The sequence below is a fragment of the Mesorhizobium sp. M0938 genome (assembly GCF_040319125.1).
GTDB classification, from domain to species: domain Bacteria; phylum Pseudomonadota; class Alphaproteobacteria; order Rhizobiales; family Rhizobiaceae; genus Mesorhizobium; species Mesorhizobium robiniae.
In genome coordinates, this window is record NZ_JAMYNS010000004.1 from 389518 (window position 1) to 405384 (window position 15867).

The window sequence follows — 15867 nt, forward strand, 5'->3', positions numbered from 1 at the left end:
CGGAGGAATTGCATATGGGGCGTGCCGCACTGCGGCTGGCCATGGCGCAGCCTCCGCTTAGCCAATCGATCGGACGTCTTGAGAAGGAGCTCGGCGTCAAACTGTTCGAGCGGGCCAACCGCCGCATAGCCTTGACGCGCGCGGGCATGGCCTTCGTGGACGAGGCCCGGGCATCCGTGCGTCACGCCGATTCGGCGCTTCACGTCGCCCGCGCAGCGCATGACGGCGAAGCCGGCGAGATCAGGATCGGCTTCGTGTCGGCGGCTCTCTACGAGCATCTGCCGCAACTCCTGTCCCGGCTTCGCGAGAAATATCCTGATATCCATCCAAAGCTCATCGAGATGTCCACCAATGAGCAGATTGCCGCGTTGTCGCTGAGTGAGATCGACATCGGGTTCGTGCATCCGCCGCTCGGGACAGACGAACGTCTCGACGTCCATGACTATCCTGCTGAAGATCTTGTCGCCGCCCTGCCTGATGACCGGCAGCCACACGCGGTGACGCTGGCGGAGATCGCCCGCCACGGGCTAATCATGTTTCCGGCTGCACAAGGCCCGGCGCTCCATGCGCGTATCCTGGACATGTTCACCAGCGCCGGCCTTGACGTTCGGATCGTCCAGGAGGCAACGCGGGCCCTGACCATGCTCTCGCTCGTGTCCGCCGGCTTGGGCGCGGCGCTGCTGCCACGATCGACACAGCGTCTCGTATTCGAGGGCGTCCGGTATGCATCGATCGCCGACGCATCGCTGCCAGCGTGGCGACTTGCCGTGATTGCGAAACGGCGGCCACGGCCGACCATTGTCGATAGCGTCTGGAAACTGCTTGAGGTTTTAGACCTGACTTGACCGTCCACGATCCGAGACGCCGATCGCGCAATGCGCTCGACGCGACCCGCACCGGCCGTGACAATAAAGGTAAGCGTTTCGGCGCAACAGACTGACATAGATGTGTTTTTTACGGCCAGTTGGCCTAATTGGCGGTTGCGTCATTTGGCATCGTGAAAAACCAACGCTGCATGCTAAAAGGCTTCACGGCAGGATCGCAGGGAGGCCCGTATGGAAGGCGAAAGCAAAAAAGCAACCCGGTCGGACCTCGACGAAGCCGCACTCTACTTCCACAAGCATCCAAGGCCTGGAAAGCTTGAAATCCAGGCAACGAAACCGCTCGGCAACCAGCGCGATCTGGCGCTTGCCTACTCGCCCGGCGTCGCTGCGCCTTGCCTGGAAATCCGCGACAATCCAGCAACCGCTGCCGACTATACGGCGCGGGCCAATCTGGTCGGCGTCGTCTCCAACGGTTCGGCGGTGCTCGGCCTCGGCAATATCGGCCCGCTGGCCTCCAAGCCGGTGATGGAAGGCAAGGCGGTGCTGTTCAAGAAGTTCGCCGGCATCGACGTCTTCGACATCGAGATCGACGCGCCTGACATCGAGCGCATGGTCGAGACGATCTCGGCGCTGGAGCCGACCTTCGGCGGCATCAACCTCGAAGACATCAAGGCGCCCGAATGTTTCGAGGTCGAGGAGCGGCTGAAGGCCCGCATGGCCATACCGGTCTTCCACGACGACCAGCACGGCACCGCAATCATCGTCGCCGCCGCCGTGCTCAACGGGCTCGAATTTGCCGGCAAGACGATCTCCGACATCAAGATCGTCACCTCCGGCGCGGGGGCAGCTGCCCTTGCCTGCCTTAACTTGCTGGTTTTGCTCGGCGCGCGCGTCGAAAACATCTGGGTCACCGACCGTTTCGGCGTCGCCTACAAAGGCCGCGTCGACGAGATGGACCGCTGGAAAGACCCCTATGTGAAAGACACCGAGGCGCGCACGCTGGCCGATGTGCTGCCGGGCGCCGACGTGTTCCTGGGTCTTTCGGCCGCCGGCGTGCTGAAACCGGAATTGCTTCATCATATGGCCCCTAAACCGCTGATCCTGGCGCTGGCCAATCCCAATCCCGAGATCATGCCGGAAGCGGCACGGGCAGCACGACCCGACGCGATGATCTGCACCGGCCGTTCCGATTTCCCCAATCAGGTCAACAACGTACTCTGTTTTCCTTACATTTTCCGTGGCGCGCTGGACTGCGGCGCCAGCGCCATCAACGAAGAGATGAAGATGGCCGCCGTGCGGGCGATTGCGGCCCTTGCCCGCGAAGAGCCGTCGGATGTCGCCGCCCGCGCCTATTCCGGCGAAACGCCGATCTTTGGGCCTGATTTCCTGATCCCCTCGCCCTTCGATCCCAGGCTGATCCTGCGCATCGCGCCGGCCGTCGCCAAGGCCGCCTGCGATACCGGCGTCGCGACACGGCCGATTACCGACTTTGCCGCTTATATCGACACGCTGAACCGCTTCGTCTTCCGCTCCGGCCTGGTCATGAAGCCGGTGTTCACGATGGCCAAGACGTCGAATGCCAAGCGCGTCATCTATGCCGACGGCGAGGACGAGCGCGTGCTGCGCGCTGCACAGGTGGTGCTGGAGGAAGGCATTGCCGAGCCGATCCTGATCGGCCGCCCGCATGTCATCGAGGTCAGGCTGAAACGCTACGGTCTGCGCATCAAGCCCGGCGTCGATTTCGGCCTGATCAATCCCGAGGACGATCCCCGCTATCGTCACTATGTCGACCTTTTGATCGAGTTGGCCGGCCGGCGCGGCGTGACGACGGAGGCTGCGCGCACCATGGTGCGCACCGACAATACGGTGATCGCAGCACTTGCCCTGAAGCGCGGCGATGCCGACGCCATGGTCTGCGGCCTCGAAGGCCGTTTCGAGCGGCATCTGCGCAATGTCACCCTGATCATCGGCCCACGCGCCGGTATCAAGGACCATGATTTGTCGACGCTTTCGATGCTGATCTCGCAGCGCGGCATCATTTTCCTCACCGACACCCATGTCACCGTCGATCCGACGGCCGAGGAGATCGCCGAGATGACGGTGCTGGCGGCCGAAGAAATCCAGCGCTTCGGCATCGAGCCCAAGGCGGCGCTGCTGTCGCATTCGGATTTCGGCTCACGCGATTCGCCAAGCGCGCTCAAGATGCGGCAGGCAGCGGCGATCCTGGCGCGCATCGCGCCAGACCTGCAATGCGACGGCGAGATGCATGCCGACTCGGCTCTGTCTGAGGAGTTGCGCCAGCGCGTCTATCCGCATTCGCGGCTGAAGGGCGAAGCCAATCTGCTGGTCTTCCCCAACCTCGATTCGGCGAACATCACGCTCACCGCGCTGCGCACGATGATGGACGCGCTGCATGTCGGGCCGATCCTGCTCGGCACCGACAGGCCGGCGCATATATTGACGCCATCGGTGACGTCGCGCGGTGTCGTCAACATGACGGCGCTCGCGGTGGTTGAAGCCGCCCACAAGGCGCAGGCGGTCGTAAATCTGGGCTAAAGCAGCCGTTCGCGGTAGGCTAAGCAAACAGCAGCCGCAGATGCGGTAGATTCGCGATGGGCGGATAACGGAGTTCTGGGCGATGGGCGGAGGGTGGAAGCTGACGCGTGCCGCGGCGCTGCTCGCCGCCCTCGCGTTATTAGGCTTTGCCGTCACCCAGCCGCAGGCCGCCTCCCGTGTTTGCCGCCAGCTGGAGGCCGACCTCGCGGCCGCTTCGCGCGGTGGCGGCGGCAAGCCGGCGCTGCTCAGGAAATATGACGACGCGATCGTGCGGCAGCGCGAGCAGATTGCAAAGGCAAGCCGCCAGGGCAACAGCGCCGGCTGCGGCTTTTCGCTGCTCGACCGCAATCGAAACGCCTGCGCCGCACTCGACGCCACGCTTGGCCGCATGAACACCAATCTCGATGCCCTGCAGGCGAAGCGCGCGCAGCTCGCCGGCGGCGGCTCGCGGCGCGATCGCGCCCGCATATTGGCGTCGCTCGACGCCAATGGCTGCCGCAACAGTATCGTCGCTCCGAAGCGCGCGCCGCTGCGGGCAGCGAGCCGTGAAAACGGCAAAGGAAATCTGCTCGATCGGCTATTGGGCGACGCCAGAAGTCGGCCCGATGCGCTGGACAAGCCGAGCGATCCTGGCGAAAATCGCGGTTTCCGCGCCATGGTCAATCAGCCAAACCGCATGGACCCGCCGCGCCTTGGCGGCGAATTCCGCACAATGTGCGTGCGCACCTGCGACGGCTATTTCTTCCCGATGTCGAACGCCGCCTCGCTGGGCGATTTCGAGCGCGACCAGAAGAACTGCGATTCGAGTTGCCCCGGCACTGAGATGCAGGTGTTTTATACGCGCGGCATTGGCGACGATTCGGCCGACATGACGTCTTCGATAACCGGCAGGCCCTACAGCGAACTGCCGACCGCCTATCTCTACAAGCAGCCCGAAAGGTCGCGCCCACCGGCCTGCGGCTGCAACGCCGCAAAGAATTTCGAGATCATTGCCGGCAATCCGCCAAGCCCGGAACAGACTGAAGCCGATGGAGAGACCACGTCGTTCTTTCCGGTGCCTGTTGCCAGACCCGATCCAGGCGCCGACCCCGAGACTTTGGTTAAACCCCCGCCGACGACTCTGCTGCCGCCGGAACAGCGCAAGGTCAGGGCCGTCGGGCCAGCGTTCCTTCCCGACCCAGCAGCGGCAACAAATCCGCCAGCTCCGGCCCCGAAGGCTGTCCGGTAAGCGCCAGCCTGAGCGGCATGAACAGCGCCTTGCCCTTGCGGCCGGTCGCTTCCCTGATCCTGCCCGTCCACTCCTTCCAGACCGACCCATCCCACGGGTCTTCCGGCAACAGGTCGAACGCCTGGCGAAGGAAATCGCGGTCGACATCGGAAAAGTCCGGCTGCTCCTGCAGGCCGTCGCGAAGTGTGCGCCACCAGATTGCCGCATCGGCCAGCCTGTCGAGGTTGCCGCGCACCGCCAACCAGAAGGGCTCGGCCTGTTCGCCTGATATGCCGAACACGATCAGCCGGTCGCGCGCCTCGGAAAACGGCATATGGTGCAGCAGCGTGCGGTTGAGTACGAAAAGCTCGTCCGGATCGAATTTGGCGGCGGATTTCGACGCCGCGGCCGGATCGAAGCGCCGGGCAAGCTCGGCCATGTCAGGCACCGCCACGACATTTTCCGAGGTGCCGACAAGCACGGCCAGCGAAGCGACGGCCATCGGCTCGATGCCGGTCTCGCGCAAGCTTTCGATTGACAACGCGCCGGTCCGCTTCGACAGGCCCTCACCTGATGCGGTGGTCAACAGGTTGTGGTGGCCGAACACCGGCGGCTCGGCACCCAGCGCCTGGAACAGGGCGATCTGCACGCCCGTATTGGTGACGTGGTCGTCGCCGCGAATGATATGGCTGACTGACATTTCGATGTCGTCGACCACCGAGGGCAAAGTGTAGAGATAGGTGCCGTCCTCGCGCAGTAGAACCGGGTCGGAAAGCGACGCAAGATCGACAGTTTCTTCACCGCGAACCAGATCGTTCCAGTGGATTTCGGTACGTTCCGGCGCCAAGGGATCACTGGTGAAATTGGGCAGGAGAAAGCGCCAGTGCGGCCGACGGCCATCGGCCTGGTATTCGGCGACCTGCTCCGACGTCAGCGTCAATGCCTCCCGGCCATAGACTGGCGGCAGGCCGCGCGTGCGGCGCACCTTGCGCCTGAGATCGAGCTCTTCCGGGGTTTCGTAGCAGGCATAGAGCAGGCGCGCCGCCTTCAATTTCTCCATCGCCGCATCGTAGATCTCGAAGCGCCGTGACTGATATTCGGTGGCATCAGGAAAGATGCCCAGCCAATGCAGGTCGTAGAGAATGGCGTCGGAGAATTCCTGCGTCGAGCGCGCGACATCGGTATCGTCGAAGCGCTGGATGAAGCGGCCCTTATTGTTCATGGCGAACAGCCAGTTGAACAGCGCGGTGCGCGCATTGCCGATGTGAATGCGGCCGGTCGGGGATGGGGCGAAACGGACGGTAACTGTCATGAACGGGGCGTACCGGATGATTTTCGTATTGACAAGACACGCCCCCGCGCCTGGCGGCAGACATAGAACATGACGAAGGCGATGAAAAGGCTGGAGCGCCGCGCGTCCATCAAGACGCGCAGCACTCCGTCAGATCACCAGTCCCTTGGTCAATTCGAGCGCCTGGCGCTCGAACAGCCGGCGGTAGATGCCGCCTTGCAGCCGGATCAGCTGATCATGTGACCCCTCTTCGACGATGCGGCCGCGATCGAACACCAGAAGCCTGTCCAGCGCCCGCACCGTCGAAAGCCGGTGCGCGATGACCAGCGTCGTGCGGCCGACCATCAACCGCTCCATCGCCTGCTGGATCAGCACCTCCGATTCCGAGTCGAGGCTCGACGTCGCCTCGTCCAGAATGAGGATCCGCGCATCGGCAAGGAAAGCACGTGCGATCGCCACCCGCTGGCGCTCGCCGCCCGATAGTTTCACGCCGCGCTCTCCGACCAGCGTGCCGTAACCCTTCGGCAGGTCGACGATGAAGTCGTGCGCACTGGCCAGCCGCGCGGCATGCTCGATCTCGGCTTGCGTGGCGCTCGGCCGAGCGTAGGCGATGTTTTCGGCCAGCGACCTGTGGAACAAGATCGGCTCCTGCTGGACGATGGCGATCTGCCCGCGCAGCGACGCCTGCGCCACCCCGGCAATATCCTGGCCGTCGATCCGGATCGTTCCCGCATTCACGTCGTAAAGGCGCTGGATCAGCTTGACGAAGGTCGTCTTGCCTGAGCCCGAATGGCCGACCAGCCCGACGCGTTCGCCCGGCGCGATCCACCGAAAAGTCACGATAGAGCGGTAGGCGGTGGCTGCCATAATGGAAGGTGACGTTGTCGAAGCTGATGCGGCCGTCGGTGATGCGGATCGGCTTGGCGCCGGGCGCATCCTCGATGCCGAGCGGCTCGGACTGGAAGTCGACCAGTTCCTCCATGTCGTTGATCGAGCGCTGCAGATTGCGGATATGCGTGCCGATATCGCGCAAATAGCCTTGCAACACGAAGAACGAGGTCAACACGAAGGTGACATCGCCGGCGCTCGCCTGCCCCCACGTCCACAAAAGCAAGGAGAAGCCGATCACCGCTGTTCTCAGAAGCAGCAGCATCACCCCTTGCGCGGTGCCGTTGACGGTGCCACGCACCCAGGTGCGGCGCGTGCGGGCGCGCCATCTGGCGACGACTTTGGCGAGGCGCGTTTCCTCGCGTTCCTCGGCGCCAAAGCCCTTGACCACCGCGTTGCAGCTCACCGCGTCGGCCAGCGAACCGCCCAGGCGCGTGTCCCACGCGTTGGCAAGCCTTGCCGCCGGCGCGACATAGCCGAGCGACAACATCGCGGTCACCGCGATGAACAGCACCGAGCCTGCGGCAACGACGGCACCCATCAGCGGCCAGAACCAGCCGAGCAGCAGCGTCGAGCCGACGAGCATGACGAGCGACGGCAGCAGCGCGATCAGGATGGTGTCGTTGAGCAAGTCGAGCGCCCACATGCCGCGAGTTATCTTGCGCACGGTCGATCCGGCGAAGCTGTTGGCATGCCAGTCGGTGGAAAACCGTTGAACACGGTGGAAGGCGTCGGCGGCAATGTCGGCCATCATCTTCAGCGTCAGGTCAGTGATGCCCATGAAGGCGAGGTTGCGCAGAACGACGCCCGCGAGCGCCAGCGCCACCAGCATGGAAAACGCCGCCATGGCTGCGTTCCACGCGATCTCATCGGCCGTAGCGCTGCTGGCGACGGCATCGACCAATCGCCCGGAATAGAGCGGCGTCAGCACGTCGGCCGAGGTCGACAGCAAGAACGTGCCCATGATGAGCGAAAGCCGCCACGGCTGGCGCCGCCAATGGCTGAGCGTGAAGCCAAGAACGCTGCGAAAGGCGCCCGCGCGCAAATCTATCTGAAAACGAGCCATGATGTCATTCGGGCGCAAACGAGCCCGGTCCGGTAAGGTCGAAAATTGAAAAAACCCGCTTTGGGCGAATTAGCGCCCGTGAATGCGGAGGTTCGGCATATTTGGCGGCTCGCCCAATACGGGCGGCGACCGGCATCGACGAACGCCTGTTGTCAGATAGGCTTGGCCGTGAAGGTGAAAACCTTCCGGCGCGCCATCTGAGACCTAGGCTTCGCGGCCTCGCATAACGATGTCAAATCCTGCCATTCGGTCCTCCCATTAGAGCGACGTGCGTCCATTTGGACGCACAAAGTACGCTCTAACTTTGAATCTGCGCATCGTACTTTCCGAAAATCGATGCCGATTTTCGGGCCGACGCGTAGGAATCGCGGAAAGGCGTTTATAGAGACGCCTCACCGCCACGCCAAGCCAGCGAGCGACCGAAAGCGCATCTGGTCTAACGGTGAGACCATTTTGCAACAATCGCGGGTTGTACGCCGTCGCCGCCGCTCAGGCTGCCGGAATGCGGTCGAGCCGCATATAGCGGCCATCGGTGGACGGCCTGAAGCCGAGTTTCTCGTAAACCGCGTGAGCGTCGTTGGTTGACAGGCTCCAGTGGGTGACTGTCTTGCAATCCGGATGATCGATAAGCGCCTGGACGAGCCGCGTGCCGATGCCTCGCCCGCGATGTCCTGGCCAGATGATGATATCGGCCAGATAGGCAAACACCGTGCGATCGGTGATCGCCCGGCCGAAGCCGATTTGCTTGCCATCGAGATAAGCGCCGACGCAAAGCGAATTGGCAAAGGCGCGGCGGTGGAGTTCGTCGCTGCGCCCGCTGCCCCAGTAGCTTGCCATCAAAAGGTCGGAGGTCGCCCGGAAATCGATCCGCGACACGTCGAAGCTGATTTCACAGTCAGGCATGGCTATCCCACTGATCGTCCGGCCGCAGCCATTTCACAGGAGCGAGAAACGGCGCCTATCCGCCATCCCTGAACCGGTTGGTGATGGGATAGCGGCGGTCGCGGCCGAAATTCTTCTTGGTGATCTTCACTCCGGGCGCCGCCTGCCGGCGCTTGTATTCGGCGATGTAGAGCAGATGCTCGACGCGCGTTACCGTCGCCCGGTCGTGGCCGCGGGCAACGATCTCGTCGACACCCATCTCGTTCTCGACCAGACACTCCAAGATGTCGTCCAGCACCGGATAGGGAGGCAGCGAATCCTGGTCCGTCTGGTTCTCGCGCAGTTCGGCCGATGGCGCCTTGTCGATGATGTTGTTCGGGATCACCTCGCCGGAAGGGCCCAGCGCGCCCGGCGGCACGTGGGTATTGCGCCAGCGTGACAGCGCGTAGACCTGCATCTTGTAGAGGTCCTTGATCGGGTTGAAGCCGCCATTCATGTCGCCGTAGAGCGTGGCGTAGCCAACCGACATCTCGCTCTTGTTGCCGGTGGTGACGACCATCGAGCCGAACTTGTTGGAGATCGCCATCAAAATGGTGCCGCGCGCGCGGCTCTGCAGGTTTTCCTCGGTGATGCCTTCCTTGGTGCCCTCGAAAAGTTGCGTCAGTGCATGCAGGAATCCCTCCACCGGCTCGAAGATTGGCACGATGTCGTAGCGGCAGCCGAGCGCACGGGCGCAATCCTCGGCGTCCTTGAGCGAGTCCTTAGAAGTGTAGCGGTAGGGCATCATCACGGCGCGCAGCCGTTCCTCGCCGAGCGCATCGACGGCAAGTGCGGCGCAGATCGCCGAATCGATGCCGCCGGAAAGTCCGAGCACCACATTCTTGAAGCCGTTTTTGTTGACGTAATCGCGCAGGCCTAGCATGCAGGCGCGATAATCGGCCTCCTCCTTTTCTGGGATCCTCGACATCGGCCCTTCGGAGCAGACCCAGCCCTCGGAGTTATTCCCATTTTGCACGCCTGCGGCGGCACGGCTTCTCTTCCAGGTGGTGACGTTGACCGTCTCCTCGAACTGACTCATCTGGAAGGCAAGCGTCTTGTCGGCGCCGATGGCAAACGACGCTCCGTCGAAGATCAGCTCGTCCTGGCCGCCAAGCTGATTGGCGTAGATGATCGGCAATCCGCATTCGATAACCTGTCGAATGACGATCTGGTGGCGAACGTCGACCTTGCCGCGATAGTAGGGCGAGCCGTTCGGCACGAGCAGGATTTCAGCGCCGCTTTCGGCCAGCGTCTCGCAGATACCGACATCGCCCCATATGTCTTCGCAGATCGGAATCCCCAAACGCACGCCGCGGAAATTGACCGGCCCCTGGATTTCAGGGCCGGCCTGGAAGACGCGCTTCTCGTCGAATTCGCCGTAGTTCGGCAGATCGAGCTTGTAGCGCTCGGCAAGGATCTTGCCGCCATCGGCAACGATGATCGAATTGTGCGTGCCGCTCTTGCGCTTCAGCGGTGTGCCGATGATGACGCCCGGCCCGCCATCGGCGGTATCGCCAGCAAAATCCTGCGCCGCTCGCTCGCAGGCCTTCAGGAATGCAGGCTTCAGCACCAGATCCTCGGGCGGATAGCCAGCGAGGAAAAGCTCAGTGAACAGAACGAGGTCTGCGCCCTGGCGAGCGGCATCCGCCCTCGCCTCGCGCGCCTTGGCGAGATTGCCGGCGACGTCGCCCACCGTCGGATTTAGCTGGGCAACGGCGACGCGCAATATGTCGGAAGCGGTCTTGTCGGTCATGCCTGCTGACTTAGCGCGACAGAATTGCCCGGGCAATGGCGTTCATTTGGACCACCCAGACCGAAGACATATGTCATTCGTGTCAGTCCGATCGAGGATGTCGATCGTGTCGGACCGATCGGCACGTCGTTCTGTCCTATTCACCCATATATTCGCGCAGCGCTTCCGGCGAATGGTTCTCGCCGACCGACATCGCCAGAATGCGCGAAATGTGCCGGCGCGGCAGCGCGGTTTGCGCCGCCCAGGCATTGATCTGGTTCTGGATCCTGTCGAGATCCCTCTTCGACGTCGGGCTTTCGGCAATATCCAGACCGGCGTCGCGCAGCGCCGCGGCCATGTCGGTCGAGACGATGAAGGCGTCCCACTCCAGCCAGCGCAGAAAATACTGGCCGGTGTGGCCGCCAAGCCGGCTGCCATGCTTGCCGAGATAGGCCATCAGCCCGACCTGGTCGTCGGCCGGCCAATCGGCGAGGAACCTGCCGAAGCCGCCATGTTCCTTCGACACTCGCTCGACAAACACGGCGTTGTCGCGGACAGATTTGATCTTCTGCGGGTTGCGCACGATGCGCTGGTCGGCTGTCAGATCGTGCCAGAAATCGTCCGGCTGGAACAGCAGCCGCTTCGGCTCGAAGCGGAGGAATGCCTCTTCGAAACCAGGCCACTTCTGCTCGATGACGCGCCAGACGAAACCAGCGGCGAAAACACGCTCGGCCATGGTCGAGAGGATGCGGTCGTCTGTAATGTCAGCTACCGCGGCGTTGTCAGGCATGGGACCCAGCAGCGACGCCAGCGCAGCTTCCCCGCCCTTGCGTTTGGCCGCGCGGGCGCGGATTCTCTGAAAATCCATCATTGTTTCCTCACCTTATCGCGTCAATCTACCACTTCCCGTGCGAACCGGCAGCCTCTAGGTCTATCGCGGACGCTGACGACGGAGGCGACAATGAACAAGACGATCGAAGAGCTGGCAAACCGCTGGCTGAAGCGAAGGCCAGACGGGCTAAGCGCACTTGAGAGTCAGGTGCTGCAATCAACGCTCGAACGCACCACAATCGCGAAGGACACCAACAAAGCCGTCGCTTTTCACCAGACGTTTGGCGACCGCCTCGCCGACACCATCGCCCGGATCGGAGGTTCGTGGTCCTTCATCCTGACCTTCATCGCCTTCCTGATTGTGTGGACGGCAGGCAATGTCTGGCTTTTGACGCGCGATGCCTTCGATCCCTATCCCTTCATTTTCCTCAACCTCGTGCTTTCCATGGTGGCGGCCCTGCAGGCGCCGGTGATCATGATGGCGCAAAACCGCCAGACCGAGCGCGATCGTATCGATGCCGCGCACGACTACGAGGTCAATCTCAAGGCCGAGATCGAGATCATGGCGCTGCATGAGAAGCTGGACGAACTGCGCCACAGCCAGATCGTCGGCATGCGTGACGAGATCGCGCAACTGGCCGAACAGGTGAAGCGGATCGACGAGATTCTGTCGAAGCAGCGGACGCGTCCATGACGGATGCCATCCATAATCTCATAGAGCAATATGGGCTGATTGCCGTCTTTCTAGGCTGTATCGCGGAAGGCGAAAGTGCCGCCCTCCTTGGCGGTTTTTTCGCGCATCAGCATGCCTTCGTCCTGTGGCAGGCGTTTCTGGCGGCGGCCATCGGCGCCTTTGTCGGCGACACTTTCTTTTTCACCCTCGGCCGAAGCTTCGCCGACCATCCGCTCGTGATCAAATTGAGGGGCCGGCCGGGCTTCAGCCACGCCTATCGTCTTGTCTCCAGCCATCCCGACATTTTCGTGCTGTCGAACCGCTTTATCTATGGCCTGCGCCTGGTCGGGGGCATCGCGGCAGGACTGTCCGGTATTGCCGTGACGCGCTTTGTCATCCTCAACGCCATTTCATCGATCATCTGGGCCGCATTGTTCGCCGCCATCGGCTATGTCTTCGGGCTGGGCGCGGAGCGCATCGTCGGGCAGGCGCTGGCCCGTCACGAGCGACTGCTGATCGCTCTGGCGATTGGCCTGGCAGCGGCCGCCCTCGCCTGGTTCGTCGCTCACCATGTCGCCAAGAAAGAACGTGCCAGCGACGTTAAGGAGAGGTGAGGATCAGCCGACACCGAGCGCCCGGTCGCCACGGTCGAGGATCAGCGGAATGATCAGGTCTTCCTCATCGGCAAGGTGCCGGGTCAGCATGGCGATCAGCCGGCTGTTCTCGTTGGCATAGGTATCGGCGGCAAAGCGCTGCTTGTCCTCGCTCTCCTGAAGCGTGCGGATGAAGGCGTTCGCCGTCTCGGCATTGCGCTCCAGCCCTTCATGGATCGTGTGATGATCGGCATCGAGAATCTCGAATCCGCCCTTCAGCCTTGTCTCCGCCTTGGCGAAGACCGGAAAATAGTGCTGATCCTCGACATTGTGGTGGCCGTCGAGATTCCCGAGAAAATGGTTGAGGCGCGGCGCGAACCAGCGCGCGAACTCCGGCGCCGTCAGCCTGCCCTCGCGATAGTCGCCAATGCCGTTGGTCAGCATGCCGCCGAGCTCGCGGAACATGTCGTGCCGCTGCAGCCACATGTTGGCGATGCCGTGAATGTTGGAATGTGCCTGCCAGACCTCTCGCGGATATTTTTCGGTCAGCCAGCGCAGATCGTCCGGCAGGCCTGCCCGCTCGAGCAGCAGAGAATCGGCACCTTCACCCATGACGGTCTCCTCAGGCCATGATCCCGAAAAGCGCATGCCGGTTTTCGGAATAGCTCATGGTCGGGATCAGGCCGTGGTGACCGTCATATAAGAGGTGAGATACTAGATCGGTAGCCCCGTAATGCGCTCGATGATGGCGATGCCCCAGATGCCGGCAACGATCACCACCGAAATCAGCACCGCCAGCGAACCGCAGTCCTTGGCGAGCTGAATATCGACGTTGAACTCCCGGCTGAACGCATCGCATGCTGCCTCGATGCCGGTGTTCAGCACTTCGACCATGATCAAGAGCAGCACCGCGCCGATCAGCAGCGCATAGCCGCGCCAGGACACCGAAACAAACCAGCCGAGCGGCAGCGCCAGCACGAGCAGCATCAGCTCCTGCTGGAAGGCTTTTTCGCTGGCGGCCAATTTCTGAAACGCCCGCACCGAATTGAAGAAAGCATCGATCAGCCGCTGCATACCAAACCTTTCCGAATCACCGGCAGGGGATAGCGCAATGGCCGGATCAAGGGAATAAGGCTATCGCTGCAAAATCATTCGTCGGCGACCTTGATCGACGGGGCCGACCTTTCGAACTGGGGCAGCGTATCGTCGATCGAATAATAATCTCCCTTGTCGCCGACGAAGATATGGCTTTGGCCGGAGAGGCCTGACGGCCTGTCGAAGGAGCCGGCCATGATCGAAATCGAGTCCAGTTCGCCATGCTTCCAGAACAGCAGCGAACCGCAGGTGCTGCAGAACCCGCGCTTGGCCACATCGGAAGCACCATACCAGCTGAGCGCATCCTTCCCTTCGATATCGATGTCGGCGTCCTTGGCAGCGGTTGCGGCTACGAAATGCCCGGTCTGCTTCCGGCACTGCGAGCAGTGACAATAGATCACCCCGCGCAAGGGCCCCCGCGTCTTGAACCGCACGGCTCCGCACAGGCATGATCCGCTGTGATTGTCATCCATCTCGGCCTCCAACGAAATCGCCATCCCACTCGCCGTCCACGGCATCCCGTCAGGATTCCAGTTTTACGGCGGTTGTGCCCAAGCAAATGCGACATTCGGCGGGCATGTTCCGCACAGCAAGTTGCACGAAGCGGTTGGAATGCGGGCGCTGACCGGTTTGGCCATCGGCGCCTCCGTCGCAAGGCGAGTGGAATTCAAAGCGAATTTCGGGAGATCAGCACAATGAGGCCGCTGACTGAATCAAAGAAGCGCCGGATTTCTCCGGCGCTTCTTTGGCCGTGAATTCCGTTGGCGGCTGAAATCAGCCGTTCACGGCCTGCTTGTGCTGGACCGGGTGGCTCTTCTTGAGCAGGTCCGAGACCAGGAATGCCAGCTCGATCGCCTGGTCGGCATTGAGGCGCGGGTCGCAATGGGTGTGGTAGCGATCCTGCAGTTCCTCGGCGGTGATGGCGCGGGCGCCACCGGTGCATTCGGTGACGTTCTTGCCGGTCATCTCGATATGGATGCCGCCCGGATGCGTGCCTTCGGCGCGATGCACCTCGAAGAAGGTCTGCACCTCCTTCAGGATGCGGTCGAAAGGTCGCGTCTTGTAGCCAGCGGCCTCGATGGTGTTGCCATGCATCGGATCCGACGACCACACCACGCTGCGGCCTTCCTTCTTCACCGCGCGCACCAGCTTCGGCAAATGGTCGGCGACCTTGTCGGAACCGAAGCGCGCGATCAGCGTCAGCCGGCCGGGCTCATTCTCCGGGTTGAGCAGGTCGATGAGCTGCAACAGGCCATCCGGCGTCAGCGATGGGCCGCATTTCAGGCCAAGCGGGTTCTTGATGCCACGGCAGTACTCGACATGGGCATGATCGGGCTGGCGGGTGCGATCGCCGATCCAGATCATATGGCCGGAGGTTGCATACCAGTCGCCTGAGGTCGAATCGACGCGGGTCAGCGCCTCCTCATAGCCGAGCAGCAGCGCCTCGTGGCTGGTGTAGAAATCGGTCTCGCGCAGCGCGTAATTTGTCTCCGACGTAATGCCGACGGCCTTCATGAAGTCCATTGTTTCGGTGATGCGGTTGGCGAGCGCACCGTATTTCTCGCCCTGCGGACTGTCCGACACGAAGCCGAGCATCCATTGATGCACGTTCTCCAGGCTGGCGTAGCCGCCCTGAGCGAAGGCGCGCAACAGGTTGAGCGTCGCCGCCGACTGGCGGTAGGCCATCTCCTGGCGTGCGGGATCGGGAATGCGCGACTTTGCGTCGAACTCGATGCCGTTGATGATGTCGCCACGATAGCTGGGCAGCGTCACGCCACCCTTGGTCTCGTTGTCGGACGAGCGCGGCTTTGCGAACTGGCCTGCGACACGACCGACCTTTACCACCGGCTGCGCCCCGGCGAAGGTCAGCACCACGGACATCTGCAGGAAGACGCGGAAGAAGTCGCGGATGTTGTCCGCGCCATGCTCGGCGAAACTCTCGGCGCAATCGCCGCCCTGCAGAAGGAATGCGTCACCGGCAGCGACAGCAGCAAGCTGCTTCTTCAGCTTGCGCGCCTCACCTGCAAAAACCAGCGGCGGAAAGCTGGCAAGCTGGGCTTCCGTGTTCTTTAGCGCATTGAGATCCGGATAGGCAGGAACCTGCTGGATCGGCTTTGCTCTCCACGAATTCGGCGACCATTTCGTCATCGTTGCACCCAACGCTCTTTCCAGCGGGTGCTATCGCCCGCC

The 15867-nt window shown here is 62.4% G+C and carries 13 protein-coding genes and 1 pseudogene; 5 read left to right on the forward strand and 9 right to left on the reverse strand.

The features are described 5' to 3' along the window. Nucleotides 1–14: 14 nt before the first annotated feature. The 3 genes from NKH73_RS09570 to NKH73_RS09580 all read left to right on the forward strand — a co-directional run bounded on the left by NKH73_RS09570 (nt 15) and on the right by NKH73_RS09580 (nt 4608). Nucleotides 15–845: a LysR family transcriptional regulator gene (locus NKH73_RS09570; RefSeq protein ID WP_502893870.1), complete on the forward strand. Its 831-nt coding sequence runs from the start codon at nt 15–17 to the stop codon at nt 843–845. Between the two features lie 210 nt (nt 846–1055). Beyond that, nucleotides 1056–3380, forward strand: coding sequence for an NADP-dependent malic enzyme (locus NKH73_RS09575; RefSeq protein WP_352930617.1), 2325 nt, complete (start codon nt 1056–1058; stop codon nt 3378–3380). A gap of 82 nt (nt 3381–3462) precedes the next feature. Beyond that, the gene (locus NKH73_RS09580; protein WP_352930619.1) at nt 3463–4608 is read left to right on the forward strand and encodes a DUF2865 domain-containing protein; all 1146 of its coding nucleotides are present in this window, start codon (nt 3463–3465) and stop codon (nt 4606–4608) included. Here the strand turns inward: NKH73_RS09580 and gltX are convergent. The 5 genes and pseudogenes from gltX to NKH73_RS09605 form a co-directional block, all read right to left on the reverse strand. Then, entirely contained in the window at nt 4526–5899 is a 1374-nt protein-coding gene (gene gltX, locus NKH73_RS09585) for a glutamate--tRNA ligase (protein WP_352930621.1), read from the reverse strand. The genes NKH73_RS09580 and gltX overlap by 83 nt on opposite strands. A 129-nt stretch (nt 5900–6028) precedes the next feature. Continuing rightward, nucleotides 6029–7832: pseudogene (locus tag NKH73_RS09590) on the reverse strand (ABC transporter ATP-binding protein). 489 nt (nt 7833–8321) lie between these two features. Next, complete coding sequence (locus NKH73_RS09595) at nt 8322–8735, reverse strand: GNAT family N-acetyltransferase (protein WP_352930623.1); 414 nt, start codon at nt 8733–8735, stop codon at nt 8322–8324. Nucleotides 8736–8790: 55 nt separating this feature from the next. Further along, a complete protein-coding gene (locus NKH73_RS09600) occupies nt 8791–10506 on the reverse strand; it encodes an NAD+ synthase (RefSeq protein ID WP_352930625.1) in 1716 nt (571 codons plus the stop codon). Nucleotides 10507–10642: 136 nt separating this feature from the next. Next, a complete protein-coding gene (locus tag NKH73_RS09605) occupies nt 10643–11356 on the reverse strand; it encodes a DNA-3-methyladenine glycosylase I (RefSeq protein ID WP_352930627.1) in 714 nt (237 codons plus the stop codon). Nucleotides 11357–11446: 90 nt separating this feature from the next. Between NKH73_RS09605 and NKH73_RS09610 the strand changes: the two genes are divergently transcribed. Both NKH73_RS09610 and NKH73_RS09615 read left to right on the forward strand, forming a co-directional pair. Beyond that, nucleotides 11447–12010, forward strand: coding sequence for a DUF1003 domain-containing protein (locus NKH73_RS09610; RefSeq protein ID WP_352930629.1), 564 nt, complete (start codon nt 11447–11449; stop codon nt 12008–12010). After that, complete coding sequence (locus NKH73_RS09615) at nt 12007–12603, forward strand: DedA family protein (protein WP_352930631.1); 597 nt, start codon at nt 12007–12009, stop codon at nt 12601–12603. Before NKH73_RS09610 ends, NKH73_RS09615 begins: the two co-directional genes overlap by 4 nt. Before the next feature lie 3 nt (nt 12604–12606). On the opposite strand, the gene NKH73_RS09620 is transcribed toward NKH73_RS09615, so the two are convergent. The 4 genes from NKH73_RS09620 to NKH73_RS09635 all read right to left on the reverse strand — a co-directional run bounded on the left by NKH73_RS09620 (nt 12607) and on the right by NKH73_RS09635 (nt 15825). Then, the gene (locus NKH73_RS09620) at nt 12607–13194 is read right to left on the reverse strand and encodes a hemerythrin domain-containing protein (RefSeq protein ID WP_352930633.1); all 588 of its coding nucleotides are present in this window, start codon (nt 13192–13194) and stop codon (nt 12607–12609) included. Nucleotides 13195–13296: 102 nt separating this feature from the next. Next, nucleotides 13297–13656 carry a diacylglycerol kinase gene (locus NKH73_RS09625; RefSeq protein WP_352930635.1) on the reverse strand — a complete coding sequence of 120 codons (360 nt, stop codon included), beginning with the start codon at nt 13654–13656 and terminating at the stop codon, nt 13297–13299. Between the two features lie 74 nt (nt 13657–13730). After that, complete coding sequence (locus NKH73_RS09630; protein WP_352930637.1) at nt 13731–14150, reverse strand: GFA family protein; 420 nt, start codon at nt 14148–14150, stop codon at nt 13731–13733. A gap of 301 nt (nt 14151–14451) precedes the next feature. Then, nucleotides 14452–15825 carry a class II 3-deoxy-7-phosphoheptulonate synthase gene (locus tag NKH73_RS09635; RefSeq protein WP_352930769.1) on the reverse strand — a complete coding sequence of 458 codons (1374 nt, stop codon included), beginning with the start codon at nt 15823–15825 and terminating at the stop codon, nt 14452–14454. Between the last annotated feature and the right edge of the window lie 42 nt (nt 15826–15867).

Coding starts and splice junctions, on each gene's coding strand:
- NKH73_RS09580 (WP_352930619.1), top strand. CDS start 3,463: ATGGGCGGAGGGTGGAAGCTGACGCGTGCCGCGGCGCTGCTCGCCGCC.
- NKH73_RS09625 (WP_352930635.1), bottom strand. CDS start 13,656: ATGCAGCGGCTGATCGATGCTTTCTTCAATTCGGTGCGGGCGTTTCAG.
- NKH73_RS09610 (WP_352930629.1), top strand. CDS start 11,447: ATGAACAAGACGATCGAAGAGCTGGCAAACCGCTGGCTGAAGCGAAGG.
- NKH73_RS09575 (WP_352930617.1), top strand. CDS start 1,056: ATGGAAGGCGAAAGCAAAAAAGCAACCCGGTCGGACCTCGACGAAGCC.
- NKH73_RS09635 (WP_352930769.1), bottom strand. CDS start 15,825: ATGACGAAATGGTCGCCGAATTCGTGGAGAGCAAAGCCGATCCAGCAG.
- NKH73_RS09630 (WP_352930637.1), bottom strand. CDS start 14,150: ATGGATGACAATCACAGCGGATCATGCCTGTGCGGAGCCGTGCGGTTC.
- NKH73_RS09595 (WP_352930623.1), bottom strand. CDS start 8,735: ATGCCTGACTGTGAAATCAGCTTCGACGTGTCGCGGATCGATTTCCGG.
- gltX (WP_352930621.1), bottom strand. CDS start 5,899: ATGACAGTTACCGTCCGTTTCGCCCCATCCCCGACCGGCCGCATTCAC.
- NKH73_RS09600 (WP_352930625.1), bottom strand. CDS start 10,506: ATGACCGACAAGACCGCTTCCGACATATTGCGCGTCGCCGTTGCCCAG.
- NKH73_RS09620 (WP_352930633.1), bottom strand. CDS start 13,194: ATGGGTGAAGGTGCCGATTCTCTGCTGCTCGAGCGGGCAGGCCTGCCG.
- NKH73_RS09570 (WP_502893870.1), top strand. CDS start 15: ATGGGGCGTGCCGCACTGCGGCTGGCCATGGCGCAGCCTCCGCTTAGC.
- NKH73_RS09615 (WP_352930631.1), top strand. CDS start 12,007: ATGACGGATGCCATCCATAATCTCATAGAGCAATATGGGCTGATTGCC.
- NKH73_RS09605 (WP_352930627.1), bottom strand. CDS start 11,356: ATGATGGATTTTCAGAGAATCCGCGCCCGCGCGGCCAAACGCAAGGGC.